At 32.8% G+C, this 17,386-nt stretch carries 16 protein-coding genes; 13 read left to right on the top strand and 3 right to left on the bottom strand.

Going from position 1 to position 17,386, the window contains the following annotated elements; translation table 11 throughout:
• The first annotated feature begins 92 nt into the window (after positions 1-92).
• Positions 93-1,226, top strand: coding sequence for an OmpA family protein (locus EAH81_RS19660; RefSeq protein WP_140510370.1), 1,134 nt, complete (start codon positions 93-95; stop codon positions 1,224-1,226).
• Positions 1,227-2,022: 796 nt separating this feature from the next.
• Here the strand turns inward: EAH81_RS19660 and EAH81_RS19665 are convergent.
• A complete protein-coding gene (locus EAH81_RS19665) occupies positions 2,023-2,853 on the bottom strand; it encodes a hypothetical protein (RefSeq protein WP_140510372.1) in 831 nt (276 codons plus the stop codon).
• Between the two features lie 257 nt (positions 2,854-3,110).
• On the opposite strand from EAH81_RS19665, the gene EAH81_RS19670 reads away from it, so the two are divergent.
• The 3 genes from EAH81_RS19670 to EAH81_RS19685 all read left to right on the top strand — a co-directional run bounded on the left by EAH81_RS19670 (position 3,111) and on the right by EAH81_RS19685 (position 6,219).
• The gene (locus EAH81_RS19670; RefSeq protein ID WP_140510374.1) at positions 3,111-4,559 is read left to right on the top strand and encodes a hypothetical protein; all 1,449 of its coding nucleotides are present in this window, start codon (positions 3,111-3,113) and stop codon (positions 4,557-4,559) included.
• A 92-nt stretch (positions 4,560-4,651) separates the two neighbouring features.
• Positions 4,652-5,170, top strand: a complete 519-nt coding sequence (locus EAH81_RS19675; protein WP_140510375.1) for a ferritin — start codon at positions 4,652-4,654, stop codon at positions 5,168-5,170.
• Positions 5,171-5,526: 356 nt separating this feature from the next.
• Positions 5,527-6,219 (top strand): DUF2461 domain-containing protein, encoded by a 693-nt coding sequence (locus EAH81_RS19685; RefSeq protein ID WP_140510377.1) that lies wholly within the window; start codon positions 5,527-5,529, stop codon positions 6,217-6,219.
• 64 nt (positions 6,220-6,283) lie between these two features.
• Here EAH81_RS19685 and EAH81_RS19690 read toward each other — a convergent pair whose 3' ends face one another.
• Positions 6,284-6,616, bottom strand: a complete 333-nt coding sequence (locus EAH81_RS19690) for a single-stranded DNA-binding protein (protein WP_140510379.1) — start codon at positions 6,614-6,616, stop codon at positions 6,284-6,286.
• A 174-nt stretch (positions 6,617-6,790) separates the two neighbouring features.
• Between EAH81_RS19690 and EAH81_RS19695 the strand changes: the two genes are divergently transcribed.
• The 4 genes from EAH81_RS19695 to EAH81_RS19710 are packed head-to-tail and all read left to right on the top strand — an operon-like array spanning position 6,791 to position 11,501.
• Complete coding sequence (locus EAH81_RS19695; RefSeq protein WP_140510381.1) at positions 6,791-8,320, top strand: bifunctional GNAT family N-acetyltransferase/carbon-nitrogen hydrolase family protein; 1,530 nt, start codon at positions 6,791-6,793, stop codon at positions 8,318-8,320.
• Positions 8,317-8,664, top strand: a complete 348-nt coding sequence (locus tag EAH81_RS19700; protein ID WP_140510383.1) for a hypothetical protein — start codon at positions 8,317-8,319, stop codon at positions 8,662-8,664. The genes EAH81_RS19695 and EAH81_RS19700 overlap by 4 nt, the downstream gene beginning before the upstream one ends.
• Positions 8,665-8,676: 12 nt before the next feature.
• Entirely contained in the window at positions 8,677-11,070 is a 2,394-nt protein-coding gene (locus EAH81_RS19705) for a M28 family peptidase (protein ID WP_140510385.1), read from the top strand.
• Positions 11,071-11,081: 11 nt separating this feature from the next.
• Complete coding sequence (locus EAH81_RS19710; RefSeq protein ID WP_140510387.1) at positions 11,082-11,501, top strand: SRPBCC family protein; 420 nt, start codon at positions 11,082-11,084, stop codon at positions 11,499-11,501.
• 180 nt (positions 11,502-11,681) lie between these two features.
• On the opposite strand, the gene EAH81_RS19715 is transcribed toward EAH81_RS19710, so the two are convergent.
• Positions 11,682-12,077 carry a rhodanese-like domain-containing protein gene (locus EAH81_RS19715; protein ID WP_140510389.1) on the bottom strand — a complete coding sequence of 132 codons (396 nt, stop codon included), beginning with the start codon at positions 12,075-12,077 and terminating at the stop codon, positions 11,682-11,684.
• Positions 12,078-12,222: 145 nt separating this feature from the next.
• Here EAH81_RS19715 and EAH81_RS19720 point away from each other — a divergent pair, with 145 nt between their 5' ends.
• The 5 genes from EAH81_RS19720 to EAH81_RS19740 all read left to right on the top strand — a co-directional run bounded on the left by EAH81_RS19720 (position 12,223) and on the right by EAH81_RS19740 (position 17,260).
• Positions 12,223-13,125 carry a LysR family transcriptional regulator gene (locus tag EAH81_RS19720; protein ID WP_140510391.1) on the top strand — a complete coding sequence of 301 codons (903 nt, stop codon included), beginning with the start codon at positions 12,223-12,225 and terminating at the stop codon, positions 13,123-13,125.
• Entirely contained in the window at positions 13,110-13,559 is a 450-nt protein-coding gene (locus EAH81_RS19725; RefSeq protein WP_140510393.1) for a GNAT family N-acetyltransferase, read from the top strand. Before EAH81_RS19720 ends, EAH81_RS19725 begins: the two co-directional genes overlap by 16 nt.
• 225 nt (positions 13,560-13,784) lie before the next feature.
• Positions 13,785-14,603, top strand: a complete 819-nt coding sequence (locus EAH81_RS19730) for an NAD(P)H-binding protein (protein WP_140510396.1) — start codon at positions 13,785-13,787, stop codon at positions 14,601-14,603.
• 204 nt (positions 14,604-14,807) lie between these two features.
• The gene (locus EAH81_RS19735) at positions 14,808-16,697 is read left to right on the top strand and encodes a DUF2207 domain-containing protein (RefSeq protein WP_140510398.1); all 1,890 of its coding nucleotides are present in this window, start codon (positions 14,808-14,810) and stop codon (positions 16,695-16,697) included.
• An 86-nt stretch (positions 16,698-16,783) separates the two neighbouring features.
• The gene (locus tag EAH81_RS19740) at positions 16,784-17,260 is read left to right on the top strand and encodes a methylated-DNA--[protein]-cysteine S-methyltransferase (protein ID WP_140510400.1); all 477 of its coding nucleotides are present in this window, start codon (positions 16,784-16,786) and stop codon (positions 17,258-17,260) included.
• The last annotated feature ends 126 nt before the right edge of the window (positions 17,261-17,386 follow it).

The following is a 17,386-nucleotide window of genomic DNA, read 5'->3' on the forward strand; positions in this document are numbered from 1 at the left end:
TATTGCCTTATTCTGTTGTGCTTATGTCTTATTAAGGATAGTGTTTCTTGCAATTAATTGTTTGTTTGGAGAAAATTTAAACTCTCATAACAATGAAAAAAATTGTAACTATTCTGGCGCTTTCGCTAGGCTTAACAAACCTGCAAGCACAAACAGAAAAAGAAAAAAGTACTGATAACTACAACAAATGGTCTATAGAATTAGGTGGAGGTGTTAACAAACCTCAAAGTCCTATGATGGAAAATTATTTTACATCAACACCAAGCTTTTGGGTAGGTGACTTAGGAGTAAGGTACATGTTTAACAACAAGTTTGGTTTAAAAGCAGATTTTGGATATAACAGTTTTACCGGAAAAAATAATTCCATTGACTTTGATTCAAAATATTACAGAGCAGACTTACAAGCTGTTGCAAACTTAGGCAGAATCATGGACTTTGAATCATGGACTAAGACAATTGGTTTATTAGGCCATGCAGGTTTTGGTTTAGCTCAATTAGAAAACAAAGATTTGCATGTTAAAGACAGAATGGGAAATTTCATTGCTGGTATTACGGGTCAAATCAGATTATCTGATAGATTTGCTTTAACCGGTGATTTTACAACTATAATAAATGCCTCTCAAGATTATACCTTTGATTGTGGATGTCCTGTAGAATCAAGAGGTTTTAACGGAGTACTTTTTAATGGAACTGTAGGATTAAATGTTTACTTAGGCAAAAACGCAAAACATGCTGACTGGGTAGTTCTTTCGCAAGAAGTTGATCTTTCGCCTCTGGAAAATAAAATTGCAAACCTTGAAGCTTTAGTAAGCAAGATTCCGGAAAAACAAATTATTATAGAAAAACCGGTTACTACTACAGTAGTAAATGACAAGGATCTTATAAAAGAAATGATCAATGCTAAATATTACAGCGTTTATTTTGACTTTAATAAAGCTACTCCTATCGAAAATTCAACAGCTTCAATTGATGTAGTTTTGACGTATTTGAGAAAAAATCCTTCAGCCTATCTTGACATTTTAGGCTATGCGGATCAGGTTGGCAGCTCAGAATACAACGAAAAACTATCAAATACAAGAGCTAATAATGTAAAAACTATTCTTGAAAAAGCGGGTATTTCATCTTCAAGATTAAATGTAGTTGCTCAAGGTGCAGATACTTCAATTCAAAAAGATTCTGAAGAAGCCAGAAGATTGGCAAGAAGAGTTACTTTTACAATAAGATAATCACCAGTGAAACAAAAAAAAGAAACTGCTTCAAAAACTGAAGCAGTTTTTTTTATATTATTCTTTCATGAGTATTTTTTATATTTAATTAGTCCACCTGATTGTAATATTTAAATATTGTAACCTACAAAACAATACTTTCCTCATTCGTTTGATGTTTAAATTCCAAAGAAACATCTTGTTCGAAAGGGCAGATTAGATTAGCAAATCAACCAATATCCAGCCTCTTCTAAAAGCCTACAGCAAAAAGACAATCAAGTGATCATCCAAAAGATTACTACTTAGAGTGATGCTCCTTACTTATTATGAGGTAATGTATACTCTCTGCGCAAGATAGAACTGGCGCTCCGCTAGATATCACTACTACTGTTGATCACATATTATTATCGATTCAGAAAATAACAAACATATCAAAGGCAACTTTAAGGAAATCTACTAGCAGAGCGTTTTAATACTGAAATCAAAAGGATTAACCAATTAAAACAAATCTATCAGATGGAAGGATTATAGAATTATGTTCTCTTCCTCCACTTAAAATTAAGACATCAAAATACACACCAATAAAAAACCGCTTCAAGTTTTATATTGAGGCGGCTACTTTTATAATTAATTAATTATTTTTATCAATAAATACATATCAATTTCAGGATGAGATAAAATCAGTTCCGTTTAACCATCATCTTATTCTGTTTATAATAAATAATCATTGTGTTTTAAGGTATTTACAGAACTTCAAACAATAGTTTGCAATCTTTATAAACGCTATAAAACCAACAACAATAACCTTTATATAAATTTAGTAACTATATGTAGATGTTTCTTTAGTAATTACATGTCCAATTTGCAATGTCTGGGTTGTCTTTACAGGATAGCCATTTTCATTGTATTCATGGCTAAAAATTGTTGTCATTATAGTACCTGAGTCCTCCACATCACCAATTCTTTTAATTATATTATTAGAAGAAGACATCTCATTAGTATCTATTAATAAATTAAAGCCTAAAATATTAAGTCTTGGATTGTTTTTTGAATCATATTCAAAAGTAATCAATGATTCATAACTACCATTGTAAAATTGGTCAGTGATCAAGTTACCCTCAGAAAAAGTATATCTTCCGCTAATACCTGTATCTTGTCCATCAGTTCCCAAACTGTCACTATTTAATTTATAATAAAATACACTTCCATCGCTATTATAATGATACTTTGTTTTATAGTAATTTCCAAATTCATTACTTAAAATATAATCTACTTTTCCATTTGCATAAACATATTCTTTTGTAAGATAAACATCTCCTGAAAGATCCGCTTTCTCAATTTTCGTAATTACATCTCCTGTGTAAGTATACAATGTAGTATTAGATCCATCTCTGTCTGACAATATTTTGTTATCTTTATATGATAATTCCAATGTTGAAACTTCTCCATTTGTATAAGTATGAACCAGTTTTTTCAATAAAAAAGGCTCCATAATTACAATAGGAATCGAATCCGTTTTTGGTGGCGAAATTGTATCGTTCTTAATTGGATTTACATCATTCTTCTTGACACAAGAACCATCGTAATCGTTAGTACAAGAAGCAAGTGCTAATAAAGTAGCGCTAAATAAATAAAGTAATTTTTTCATGTCTTAATTTTTTTACGAAACTAACTTAATTAAGCATTTATAGCTTTCCCCAAAAAGTCATATAAATAGAAGAATACGACTATTTTTCATGTATTTCACAATTAAAATAAACATAAAACTTATTAAATATTTGTTATATATAATTTAGTAGCTATAAATCATCTACCTTTAAATATTTAATATTGTTAAGTAAAATCGAAATTAAAAATCATAAATACAGCTATTAAACTGGAATGATTTTTGTTGTTTGAAAATTTATGAAAAAACTACTATTATTACTGTTATTGATCTGCGGATCAACTCTATTGAGCCAGACAGTATTAAATTCTTATCCCATAAATCTAAGAAATTCAGGAGAGTATAGTCAGATCTTAAATGTCGAAAATTCAAAGACTCATAATGTATTTGCTTTTATTGCAGATGATAAAAATCTTACCATTTTACAATACAACAAGGTATTATTTTTAACAAATGAATTAAGAACTTCGCGCACGAATATAGAAGACAAATTAATAATTGGATATAGTTTTGACGAAGATCAAAACCCAACTCTCTATTGGTCAACAGAAGATTTCAAAAGTATTGTCCTCATTAAATACGACATGACAAACAAGGCTATTAAACCTTTGAAATTTAGCTTTCCGTACTCAAAACAATATTTCATAGCTACATTTCAAAAGAATAATATCTTTTATATTCTCTCTAAAGACAGTGCCGAACAGACTTTAACACTTTATCAATTTAAAGATGAAGCTGTTGAAGAAAAGCCACTTGATTTTTCTACGTTTACTTTTCAAAATAGAAACACACAACCTATAACTTTCAATCAGTTTATTAGAGATAATCCTATCGAAAAAATTGAAGTTGGAGATTATAATCCTCTTTCGAGAAGCATTAAAAAAAGTAAAGTCTATATGCTTGATAATCGCCTTATTTTGACATTTGATCAAAATCCGGCAAAAACACAAATATTCGATGTCAATCTGGAAACCTATGAAATAAAGGAAAAAAACTTTCCGCAATCGATGACTGAAACGTCAAGAAAACTAAGTAATTCATTTTTTCTTGATGATAGACTTTACCAAATCAATACCAACCCGGAGGAACTTCAGTTAGACATTAAAGATTATAATACTGGTGAAACGATTAAGAATGTAAAGGTTTCGAAAAATGATACCATTAAATTTAAAAACTCCCCTTTGTTACTTCAAATTGAAGATCAAAAACCAAAAGAAATAAAAAAGACAAGTACGTTTTTAAAATATTTGTCGGCATTGGATTTTGGTATATCCGTTTTCAAGAACAGCCAAAATGCTTATATAACCATTGGAGGAATAACACAACAAGATAGACCCTACTACAGTTTTTATGATGATGTCCAGCCTTTTCAAATAAATTTATCACAATACGGTCAAAACCAAACGGCTTATTTTGAAAGTATATTAAATTCAAATTCCGAATTTATACAGCAAAGACAAGAACCATTTGCCAATGATAATATTTTTTATTATTTGGATACAAACAAAAAAATAAAGCTGCAAAACATACTAACTCTTGACAATTTTTCTATTTTGAGTTACTATGATTCCGCTGCAAAACAATTTGTAATGCGCAAATTTACTGACGGATTTATTCCTGATGAAACAACAAATCCTTTAATAGACAAAGCTGTTTTTTCAAAATCATTCCGATTTGATAAGCCTTAATTTTATTGAGAATTAATCCAAATGCCCATGTTTTCCATGTTTCAAAAAGTGGTTTGAATTATTTTTTCTAACTTTACAAAAAAGACACAATTATGTTATCAAAAAATATAGAAGCAGCATTAAACAAACAAATCCGTATAGAGGCAGAATCTTCGCAAACCTACCTTTCTATGGCTTGTTGGGCTGAAGTACACGGATTAGAGGGAATTGCTCAGTTTATGTACACACAATCAGACGAAGAACGCGCACACATGCTAAAATTAGTAAAGTATGTAAACGAGCGCGGAGGTCACGCTCAGATTACCGATCTAAAATCGCCTAAAACATCCTATTCTACATTTAAAGAAATGTTTGAAGCGCTTTATAACCATGAAATTTTTGTTTCAGAATCTATCAACGAGTTGGTTCACATCACTTTTGAGGAAAAAGATTATGCAACTCATAATTTCTTACAATGGTACGTGGCGGAACAAATCGAGGAAGAAGCGACTGCTAAATCAATTTTAGATAAAATCAACTTAATTGGAGATGACAAAGGCGGACTTTACTTGTTTGATCGTGATATTCAGCAATTAACGGTTACAAGCTCAATTGCAATCAATCCTAAATAAAAAAGTTAAAGTTTATTTAGAATATATAAAAATAACATTTTTCTTTTATATTTGCCACTGTTTTTATAATACAGAGGAAAATTGGGCAAGAAAGAAAAAGACAAGGACAAGAAAAAGGATAAAAAGAAAAAGAAGAATAAAGCTATCCTTGAGAACATTAAGAAGTTGGAAAACTGTAAATCTTCTTGTTGTGAGAAATACAAAAAAAGTGAAAAAAAACGTTGTTCACGTTGTCCTATGTTTGATTTATTCAAAAAAACAGCTTAAATTTATATATAATAAACCCACCATAACATTTGGTGGGTTTTTTTATGCTTAGCCCCACTTTGATTTTAAAAAAATTCAAAATTTCTACTATGAAAAACAATATTACTATCCCTAAATCAAGTCTTGATTTTTTGACTGAACTCAAAACTAACAATAACAAGCCTTGGTTTGATGCCAATAAACAAAATTATCTAAACGAATTAAATCATATTGAAACTTTTGCAGGTGCTTTGCTTGAGGAGCTTTCTAAAACTGATGTTTTAGAAACAGCTTCGGGCAAAAAAAGTGTTTACAGAATATATCGTGATATTCGTTTTTCTAAAGATAAAACTCCTTTTAAAAGCTTTTGGGGCGGCAGTTATACCAGAGCCACAAAAGAAAGACGCGGAGGTTATTATTTTCATATTGAAAAAGGAAATACTTTTGTTGCCGGTGGATTCTGGGGACCAAATACTGCAGATTTAAAACGAATAAGAGCCGAATTTGCTCACGATGACGAACCAATGCAAAAAATATTGCAGTCAAAATCTTTTGTCAGCAATTTTGGAAACTTACAAGGCGAACAACTAAAAACTTCACCAAAAGGTTATGATTCAGATCACAAAGCAATTGAATTACTTCGGTACAAACAGTTTTTAGTAATCAGGCGTTTTACAGATGCCGAAGTCTTAAGCGATCTTTTTCTAGAACAGGCTTTAGAAACCTTCAAAAACATGAGACCTTTTTTTGACTATATGAGCGAAATCCTAACAACAGATATAAACGGTGCTTCTGTTTTATAATCTTAAAACAATAAACCCGACAGTTTTGAACTTGTCGGGTTTGAATATCAAATTTTAATAAACACTATTTACTGAGCAGCAAGATTTCGCTGACAACAACTTCGGTAATATATCTTTTTTCACCGTTTTTGTCATCATAACTTCTGTGAATTAGCTTTCCTTCAATCCCAACTTCTTTTCCCTTTTCGACATATTTTTCGATAATTTCGGCCGTTTTCCCCCAAGCCGTAACACGATGCCATTCGGTTTGCTCGACTTTTTCGCCTTTATCATTTTTATATCTTTCGGTTGTTGCGATATTAAGATGCGCTAATTTACTTCCGTTTTCTAATGTTTTGATTTCTGGATCGTTTCCTACGTTTCCAATCAATTGTACTCTGTTTTTCATTCCGTTCATGGCGTATAATATTTAAATGTTCGTATAAGAGAATTCGTTTATCAAATTCAACAAGGCAAAGATGCGCTGAAGCCCAATAATTATTCGGTTATCAACTATTTACTTTCGGTTGTAATTATTTGTAAGCGTTTGTAAGTGGAAATAATTTCGTATATTTGAGATAAATCTTACGATATGCAGACTAAAATAAACAAGGTTGAGTTACGAAATTTAGAATTTGATGATTACAAACAATTGAAAGACTCAATGATTGAATCATATCCTGAAATGGCGGACTCTTACTGGAAAGAGGCAGATATCAAAAGATTACTTTCAATTTTCCCCGAAGGCCAGCTCGTTATTCTCGCAGACGGAAAAGTAGTTGGATCAGCATTATCGCTTATTGTCGATGAAAAAATGGTCGACAAAAAACACAACTACAAACAAATCCTTGGAGATTATACTTTCTCTACACATAATAAAGACGCAGAGATTCTATACGGAATCGATGTTTTTATACATCCCAATTACCGTGGTTTACGATTGGGGCGTCGTTTATACGATGCCAGAAAGGAACTTTGCGAACAACTTAATCTAAAAGCAATTGTCTTTGCCGGTAGAATTCCGAATTATGGGCAATATGCCAAAAAGCTGACTCCAAAAAACTATATCGAAAAAGTAAAACATAAAGAATTACACGATCCGGTGCTTTCTTTTCAGTTAAGCAATGATTTTCACGTATTGAGAATTATCAAAAACTATCTGGAAGGCGACGAAGAATCAAAAGAATTTGCTGTTCTCTTAGAATGGAATAATGTTTATTATGACGAAAGTCCTAAATTAATTAATCTCGAAAAAAGTGTAATCAGATTGGGTTTAGTTCAATGGCAAATGCGTCAATTGAATAATTTGGAAGAGTTTTTTGAGCAGGCAGAATTTTTTATCGATGTAGTTTCTGGTTATGGAAGCGATTTTGCTTTATTTCCCGAGCTTTTTATTGCGCCTTTAATGGCTGATTATAATCATTTATCAGAAGCAGAAGCAATTCGGGAACTTGCCAGATATTCTGAACCAATCAGAAAGCGTTTTCAGGAATTTTCCATCTCTTACAACATCAATATTATCACAGGAAGTATGCCTTATCTGGAAAATGGTTTTTTATACAATGTTGGTTTTTTATGTAAACGGGACGGAACTTCAGAAATGTATACCAAAATTCACGTAACACCAAACGAAGTACAACATTGGGGAATGAAAGGCGGATCTGAGTTTAAAACTTTTGATACGGATTGTGGTAAAATTGGAATCTTAATTTGTTATGATGTTGAATTTCCGGAGCTTTCAAGGATTTTGGCAAATGAAGGAATGAATATTTTATTTGTTCCGTTTTTGACTGATACACAAAATGCTTATACACGTGTAAAACATTGTTCGCAGGCTCGGGCAATAGAAAATGAGTGTTATGTTGCCATTGCAGGATGTGTAGGGAACTTGCCAAAAGTGAATAATATGGACATTCAATATGCACAAGCTTCTGTTTTTACGCCTTCTGATTTTGCTTTTCCAAGTAATGGTATAAAAGCCGAAGCAACTCCAAATACTGAAATGACCTTGATTGTTGATGTTGATTTGAACCTGCTTAAACAACTTCATGAACATGGAAGTGTACGAATATTAAAGGACCGAAGAACTGATTTATATGAAATTAAAAAAATAGAATCATGAAGACTTGCCTGGAATGCTCCGAGAAACTAGTAGGCAGAGAAGACAAAAAATTCTGTTCAGACAGTTGCCGTAATGCCTACAACAATAAAATAAATAAAGATAGTACTAATTTCATGCGTAATGTAAACAACAAATTACGAAAAAATTACCGTATTTTGTCCGAACTAAATACAGATGGAAAATCTAAAGCAACAAGGGATAAAATGATAACCAAAGGTTTCGACTTCGACTTTTTTACGAATGTTTTACAAACAAAAACAGGAAACACCTACTATTTCTTGTATGATCAGGGATATCGCTCTTTGGACAATGATTATTTTATGCTCGTTAAAAAAGAAATTTAGTACGTATCAATCATGAAAAAAAACCAGACCTCAATTCTAGGCATCGCAGGCATTTTAGTAATTCTAGGGATCATTTATGTTACGATGATGCCGCAGTATATTTCTAAAAATGACGAAGCACTTGCCGATTTTTCTACTGAAAGAGCATTAAATCAAGTCGAGATTATTGCACAAAAACCTCATTATGTAGGTTCGACAAATCATGAATTAGTTGCCAATTATCTCAAACTGGAACTTAACCGAATTGGATTAGAAACAAGCGTTCAGGAAGGTTTTACTCTTAATGACAAAGGACTTCTGGTAAAATCCAAAAATATACTGGCCCGTATAAAAGGAACCAATAACTCAAAGGCCCTTTTATTGCTTTCACATTATGATAGTGCGCCACATTCTTTTTCTAAAGGTGCAAGTGACGATGCATCTGGCGTTGCAACAATACTTGAAGGCGTTCGTGCTTTTTTATATTCCAAACAGCCACATAAAAACGATATTATCATTCTTTTTTCGGATGCAGAAGAATTGGGTCTGAATGGTGCAGCACTTTTTGTAAATCAACATCCTTGGGCAAAAGACGTTGGATTGGTGATCAACTTTGAAGCCAGAGGTTCTTCTGGACCAAGTTATATGCTGATGGAAACCAATAAAGGAAACGAAGCTCTTGTTAGAGAATTTTCAAAAGCAAAAACGGCTTACCCCGTTTCAAACTCTTTGATGTACAGCATTTATAAAATGCTCCCCAATGATACTGATTTAACCGTTTTTAGAGAACAAGGAAACATTCAGGGATTCAATTTTGCCTTTATAGACGGACATTATAATTACCATACACAACAAGATGATATTCAGCATTTAAGTAAAACAACATTGGCACATCAGGGAACTTACCTGATGCCTTTGCTAAAATACTTCGCCAACACAGACTTAAACGCTACGAATTCAACCGAAGATGATGTTTACTTTAGCGCACCATTTTCATTCATAAATTATCCATTTTCATGGGTATTTCCTATGACTGTTATTGCTTTAGGTTTATTAATACTTTTTATTTTTATCGGAAAAGCAAAACGTGTTATTACATTCCGAGAAATCTTCAGAGGCTTTCTTCCGTTGTTGGGATCTATAATAATTTCAGGATTAGTTACTTTTTTAGGATGGAAAATAATATTACAAATCTATCCTCAATATTCTGACCTTCTTAACGGATTTACCTATAACGGTCACGCTTACATAGGGGCATTTGTGACACTTAGTATTGCGATTTGTTTTGCATTCTACCATCATTTCTCAGAAACTAAAGTTACAATGAACCATTTTGTTGCTCCTTTACTGCTTTGGATAGTAATCAATGGATTTCTTGCCAACAGTTTAACCGGAGCAGGTTTCCTGATTATTCCTGTTTACTTTGGAATACTATTATTTGGAATTTTTGTATTGACACAACATTATAGTTTAGGTTTAAATTTATTATTCTCTATTCCGGCTTTATCAATCGTAGCGCCTTTTATTTTAATGTTTCCTATTGGTTTAGGTTTGAAAATTCTTTACGGAAGTGCCATTCTAACCGTATTACTATTTGGATTATTACTTCCTATATTTGGATCTTTTGCTAAAAAAGGTGCCTGGATAATGATTTTCTTCGCCACATCAATTGGTTTCTTTGTCTATGCAGGATATCATTCCGGTTATGAACACGGACAGGCAAAATCAAACAGTTTGTTATACGTTTATAATGCCAACACAAACTCTGCAATCTGGACAACATATGATGTGAACTTAGACGATTGGACAAAATCTTATTTAGGAGAAAAAAATCAAAAAGCACCAGGTTTAAACAATCTCCCTCTTTCCAGCAAATACAGTTCAGGTTTTACTTATAGTGCCATTGCGCCTGTTGTAGAAATACCAAAACCAACAATCGCATTTTTACAAGACAGCGTTGTTGGAAATAACAGGTATCTGAAAATAAAAATTACACCAAACCGAAAAGTAAATCGATACGATATTTATGCCAATCCTAAAATGATATTTTATAATTTTAAGGCAAATGGCGTTTCAACTTTAGGACAAAAAGGAAATGAGTTAGAACGAGAAGGAATGCGCCTTTTATCCTATTATGTTGTAGGCAATGAACCGCTTGTAATGGACTTCTACCTTAACAAATCGTCCGTTTTTGATATGGATTTAATCGAAAGTTCTTTTGATCTAATGACAAATCCGTTGCTTAAGGTCAAACCAAGAAGCGACTGGATGATGCCAACACCTTTTGTTTTAAATGATGCCGTATTAATTCAGCAAAAAATAAAAAAATATATAGCGCCAATAGCAACCATACCCGTTGCAACAGTAGTAAAAGATAGCACCGTTATTGTAAAAGACAGTTTAAAACCTCTTGCAAAACCACAATAAAAACATTTATTATGGCAACAAATATTTCTACAATCTACCTCAATGCTCCAATAGAAAAAGTTTGGAATGCATTGACACAACCAGAATTAGTCAAACAATGGCAATACGGAAGTGACTTAATTACAGACTGGAAAGTTGATAACGAGATCCGATTTAGAAATGAATGGGAAGGTCAGGTTTTTGAGCAATGGGGAACCGTTTTAGAAATCATTCAGAATCAGAAAATCAAGTATTCTTTGTTTTTCCCGAGACCGGAACTAGAAGATAAACCGGAGAATTATTTTATAATGAGTTACATTCTATTTGAAGAAAATCAGAAAGTAAAACTAGAAATCATTCAGGAAGACAATCGTCCCGACGCTGTTCAGGAAGAACCCCAAGGCGATGAAAACCCAATTCTTCAAGGTCTGAAAGCTTTAATCGAATCTTAAAATTAGGTTCAAAGAATCAAAGGTTCAAAGGTACAGAGTACAAAGGTTTAAAAAAGTACTATTTTCATAGTGCTTTTTGTTTTTCAGAATACCTTGGAACCTTTGATTCTTTGATTCTTTGAACCTTTGTACCTTTGAACCTTTGAACCTTTGATTCTTTGAACCTTTGTACCTAGAAAATTAACAAGCACATTCAATCTTCAAACCTGCTTTTACACCGTTTGTTCCTTCGGTGGCATAACCATCAAACTTCCACCACTCTATTCCGCCAATTAATTCTTTTACTTTAAAACCAAGTTTCGCCATATTCAAAGCGCCTTTTGTCGAAGCATTACAACCAATTCCATCGCAATAAGTGACATACAAAATCTCTTTGTCTAAGTGTTTTGTGCTTTCAATCGTCATTTGGCGATGAGGAATGTTTATCGCCGTTGGGATATGTTCTGCTTCAAACCCAAACGCTTTTCTGGCATCGATAACAATTACTTTTTCTCCATTATTCAAAGCATCAAACAAATCAGACGGATCCATTTCGAAGGCTAGTTTATTCTCATAATGTTTAATTTGTGCTTCCATTTTTTTTAGTTTTAATGATTTCGTTAATTCAAAAGTAGTCCAACGCACCTTTCGATAAAAACGAAAAGAATTCATCACTTTGATTACTTTTTTTCATAGAAAAGCCATTCCTAAATTTCGTTACTTTGTATACAAATCCTCAAAAATGGAAATCCGTCATTTAAAATTAATAAAAGCAATTGTCGAAGAAGGAAGCATTACCAAAGCAATTGACAAATTGCATTTGACACAATCGGCTTTGAGTCATCAACTTAAAGAAGCCGAATATCAATTGGGAACTCCTATTTTCCTGAGAACAAACAAAAAACTGGTTTTGACGAAAGCAGGAGAAAAAATCTATGATCTTGCCAATGAAATTCTGGATAAACTGGCTCAGACCCAATCGCAAATCAAACAAATGGTTTATGGCGAACATGGCGAAATCAGAATAAGTACAGAATGTTATTCAAGTTATCATTGGCTTCCGCCGGTTTTAAAACAATTTCATAATTTGTACCCAAATGTTGAGTTGAAAATAGTAACCGAAGCTACTCATATTCCATTACAAAAATTATTAGAAAACACAATCGATATTGCGATCATCAGCGATCAGATCAAAGACAATAACATCAAATATATTGAGCTTTTTCAGGATGAAGTGGTTATGGCAGTTTCTGAAAACCACGCTTGGGCAGATAAAAAATATGTCGTTGCCGAGGATTTTATCAACGAACATTTACTGATTCATTCCCTTCCGATGGAAACCGTGACGATTCATCAATTTATTTTGGCTCCAGCCAAAGTAACGCCCAAAAAGATCACTCCACTTCCGTTGACCGAAGCGTCTCTTGAAATGGTTAAAGCCGATATGGGTGTAATGTCTATGGCAAAATGGGCATTGTTGCCACATTTGAAAAACAATCCCATAAAAGCGATTAAAATTGGCAAAAATGGCTTAAAAAGAAAGCACTTTATCGCCATTAGAGAAAACGAGCAATACCCGGATTATTTCCATCATTTTATCACCTTTTTACAAAACGAAATTAATTTGCAATGGAATATACAATAAGAAACTGCGAAGTATCAGATTTACCCAAATTGGTTGTTTTATGCCAAAAACATGCTGAATACGAAAAAGCGGATTATTCTCCCGAAGGAAAAGAAGAAGGATTAAAAAAAGCTTTATTTGGCGAACAGCCAAAACTACATTGTTTAGTGGTTGCCACAAAAGAGACAATTGTAGGTTACGTTTCTTATACTTTTGATTTTTCGACCTGGAGCGCCGGCGATTTTTTATATATGGATTGTTTATATTTAGAAGATCATGCCAGAAATTTTGGAATTGGCGAAGCTTTAATCAATAAACTAAAAGAAATTGGAAAGGAGAAAAATTGCGTCAACATGCAATGGCGAACGCCTCAATTTAACGAAAGAGCGATTAAATTCTACAATAGAATTGGTGCAAAAGGAAAAGAGAAAATCTGTTTCTTTTTGGATTTATAATACAAAGTGCGCAAAATTTAATCTCGCAAAGGCGCGAAGTCGCAAAGTTTTTTTTTCCAGGTTTTAAACTTAGCGTCTTTGCGACTCTTTGCGTGCAAATTCTCTTCTTTAAGACAAAAAAACTTAAAAATAATCTCCCAAAGGCGCTAAATCGCAAAGAAAAACACATAGTTTTAAATCTTTGTAACTCTGAACCTCTGTACCTTTGAACCTTCAAAATAAAAAATGACACAAATAAGTATTTTAGGCTGCGGATGGCTGGGTTTACCTTTAGCGAAAAGCTTAATCGCCAAAAAGCGTTATTCAGTAAACGGATCTACGACTTCTGAAAATAAGCTTTCTATTCTTGAAAACGCTGGTATAAATCCGTTTTTGGTGAAGCTTGAAAGCGAAAGTGTTTCTAAAAATATAAATTCTTTTTTAGCTAAAAGCGAAATCCTAATTATTGATATTCCACCTAAATTAAGAGGAAATAACGACGATTCATCCCGAAAGGGTTTCGTAGAAAAAATTCAAAATCTAATTCCGTTTATAGAAAAATCCACCATAAAAAAAGTGCTTTTTGTAAGTTCAACTGCAGTTTATGGCAATGAAAACGAATTAATTACAGAAGATACAATTCCGAATCCTGAAACGGAAAGCGGCAAACAATTGCTTTTAACGGAAGCGATTCTTCTAAAAAATAAAAACTTTGAAACTACAATTTTACGTTTCGGCGGATTAATTGGAGAAGACCGTCATCCCGTAAAATTTCTTGCAGGAAAAGAAAACCTTGAAAATCCGGATGCACCAATAAATTTAATTCATCAAAATGATTGCATCACAATCATTGAAGAAATCATTAATCAATCAAAATGGAATGAAGTTTTTAATGCCGTAGCGCCTTTTCATCCAAGTCGACAGGAATATTATACGCAAGAAGCAAAAGAACGAAACTTAGTTTTACCGAAATTCAGTTCTAAAAAATCGAATATCAAAAAGACTATTTCAAGTGCAAAAATAGAAAACATGTTAAGCTTTCAATTTAAACTAGACGCTTATTAAACCATATAAGTTATATAAGTTCATAAAATCAAACCGGAAAGCTTTGTGATCTCTAACCTAAAATGCAATAAAAACAAACTTTGCAGACTTTGCGAAAAACCTTTGCGAACTTTGCGTTAAAAAGATAAAACTTAAATTCACTTATATAACTTATATGGTTTAAAAAGAAAATCCTTATTTTCACTTCGCAAAATAACTTTTTTCATGGTAAGACATTTCAGGTTTATATTTACTTTCAGCTTTTTATTACTTTCGTTAACGCATTGTTTTGGTCAAACTGATTCAACAATTACAGAAGAAAAGGAACGTACGGAAAGAATAAAACAATTTCACGCTGATATTCTGGTTAAGGAAAACGGAAACATTGTTGTTACCGAAACGATTACAGTTTATGCCGCACAACAAGAAATAGATCACGGTATCTTTCGTCAACTTCCGATGAAAAACTATTCTTCGAAGGTTTCCAGAAATAATTTTTATACAGTTTTGGATGTTACAAAAGACTGGATTAAAGAACCTTATCACATAGATGTAGATGGCGAAAATTTCAAGATCTATATCGGCGATAAAGATATTTCTCTAAGCGAAGGAACTTACACGTACAAACTGATTTACGAAGTTGAAGCTCAAATACATTCTTATGACAATTTTGACGAGGTTTATTGGAATGTAACTGGAAACTATTGGCAATTTGATATCGAAAATGTCTCTGCAAAAGTAATTTTACCAAGCGGAACATCGGCATTACAAACTCATTGTTATACTGGCGTTTTAGGATCAAAAGAAAGTGACTGTAATTCAAAAATTGGTGGAAATTCAGTTTATTTTACTTCGAAAAATCTAAAAAAAGAAGAAGGTTTTACTGTAGCGGTAGGATTTCCAAAAGGAATTATTCATCAACCGTTCTTTTTGCCACATTATAAAATAGAGGAATTTCTCTCTGCACAAAAATTACTTTTAGCATTTCTAGCCGTTTCAATTTGCTTACTTTTTTATTATTTTTCATGGAAAAGGTATGGAGAAGATCCTTTAGTTTCAAATGAAAGCAATCAATTCATTGATATAAAAAAGCGTTATACGCCTACTTCACTGCAATATATAAAAGAGAGATATTCTGATTCCAAAACACTTTTGGTAGCAATAATTAGTCTTTCGATCAAAGGTGCAATAGAAATTACCGGTAACGGATTTCAAACCTGGAGAGACGAATTCGAGTATTATCTGGTAAAAGGCTCAAAGACGACAAATGTACCGCAGGAAGAAAATGCGGTTTTAGATGTATTATTTAAGGAAAGTGACACTTTTGCCATCAATTCTAAATCCTACACCACTTTTAGTCAAGCCGAAACAGTACTTGAAAAATCACTTAAGAATCAGCACAATTTAAAAGATTACTTTTTAAGCAATCTCAAACAAATTTTGATAGGAACACTAATTACAATTGCAGCAATTGCCGGGTACACTTATTTAACAGCGGGTACAGCTTTGATCTTTGTTATTGTTGGTTTTACAACTCTTAATCTTACTGCAATCCTGATTATCGTAATTATACGATCATTCATGAAAAGACAGCCAGCTGTAGCAATTCCGTGTATTGTTATAGCGATTTTTACAGCCGTTTTTACTTATGCTTCTTTTTTCGCCATAAATGTCGACAAAAACTATTCGGCTCTAAATGCATTGGTTATATTTTTAATACTAACAGGGTTTGCAGTATTCCTAAGCCTGATTAATTCTTATACTCAACTGGGAATTATTACAAAAGTTCAAATTGAAAAATTCAAACAGCAATTACTTAATTATCCTGTAGAACAAAGTACCAATATTATAGGCGCTTACGAAGAAAATTTACCGTACGCCTTTGCATTGGGAATAGAAGAAGAATGGAATCTAAAATTCGCCGATGCCTTAAAAAGTTTGAACTATACCAGTAACTGGATCAAAACAAGCGATGGTTCTGTTGGTTTTTCGTATCAAAACATAACCCACTTTTATGATTCTTATACTTCATCTTCGAGTTCTTCCAGCAGCGGAAGTTCTGGTGGTGGAAGCTCCGGTGGCGGAGGCGGTGGCGGTGGAGGCGGTGGCTGGTAGAATTGAAACAAAACTTCAATTTACTTACATCATTTATATAGTTTAAAACAAAAATCTTTGCGAACTTTGTGGCTATAACTAAAACTATGGAAATAGCTTATATCAATTCGCCTTTAGGAATCACCAAAATCATTGGAGATGAAGATGGTGTTTCTGTAATTTCTGTTTCTGATGTTGGAATAAATGAAGTTTCGAAGGAGATTCCGGATGTTTTGAAAGAAGCCGTTTTCCAGCTTCAGGAATATTTTGATAAAAAAAGAACCGATTTCAATTTCAAACTAAATCCAAAAGGAACCGATTTTCAACAGAAAGTATGGAAATCACTATTAGAAATTCCATACGGAAAAACGATAAGCTACATGGATCAGACTAAAAAACTGGGTGATATAAAAGCAATTCGCGCCGTAGCATCGGCAAATGGCAAAAATCCACTTTGGATTGTCGTTCCATGTCATCGTGTAATTGGCACAAATGGTTCTTTAACGGGTTATGCCGGAGGTTTGCCACGCAAAAAATGGTTGCTTGAACATGAGAACCCAACAACGCAACAAAGTTTGTTTTAGTTTTTTTGCCACGAATTTCACTAATTAACACAAATTAAAATTAGTTGCTAACAAACTAGGAATTAGCGAAAATTAGTGAAATTCGTGACAAAAGATCCTTCTTTTTAATTTATAAGTAATTTCTTA

The organism is Flavobacterium pectinovorum (genome assembly GCF_006438875.1).
GTDB classification, from domain to species: Bacteria; Bacteroidota; Bacteroidia; order Flavobacteriales; family Flavobacteriaceae; genus Flavobacterium; species Flavobacterium pectinovorum_A.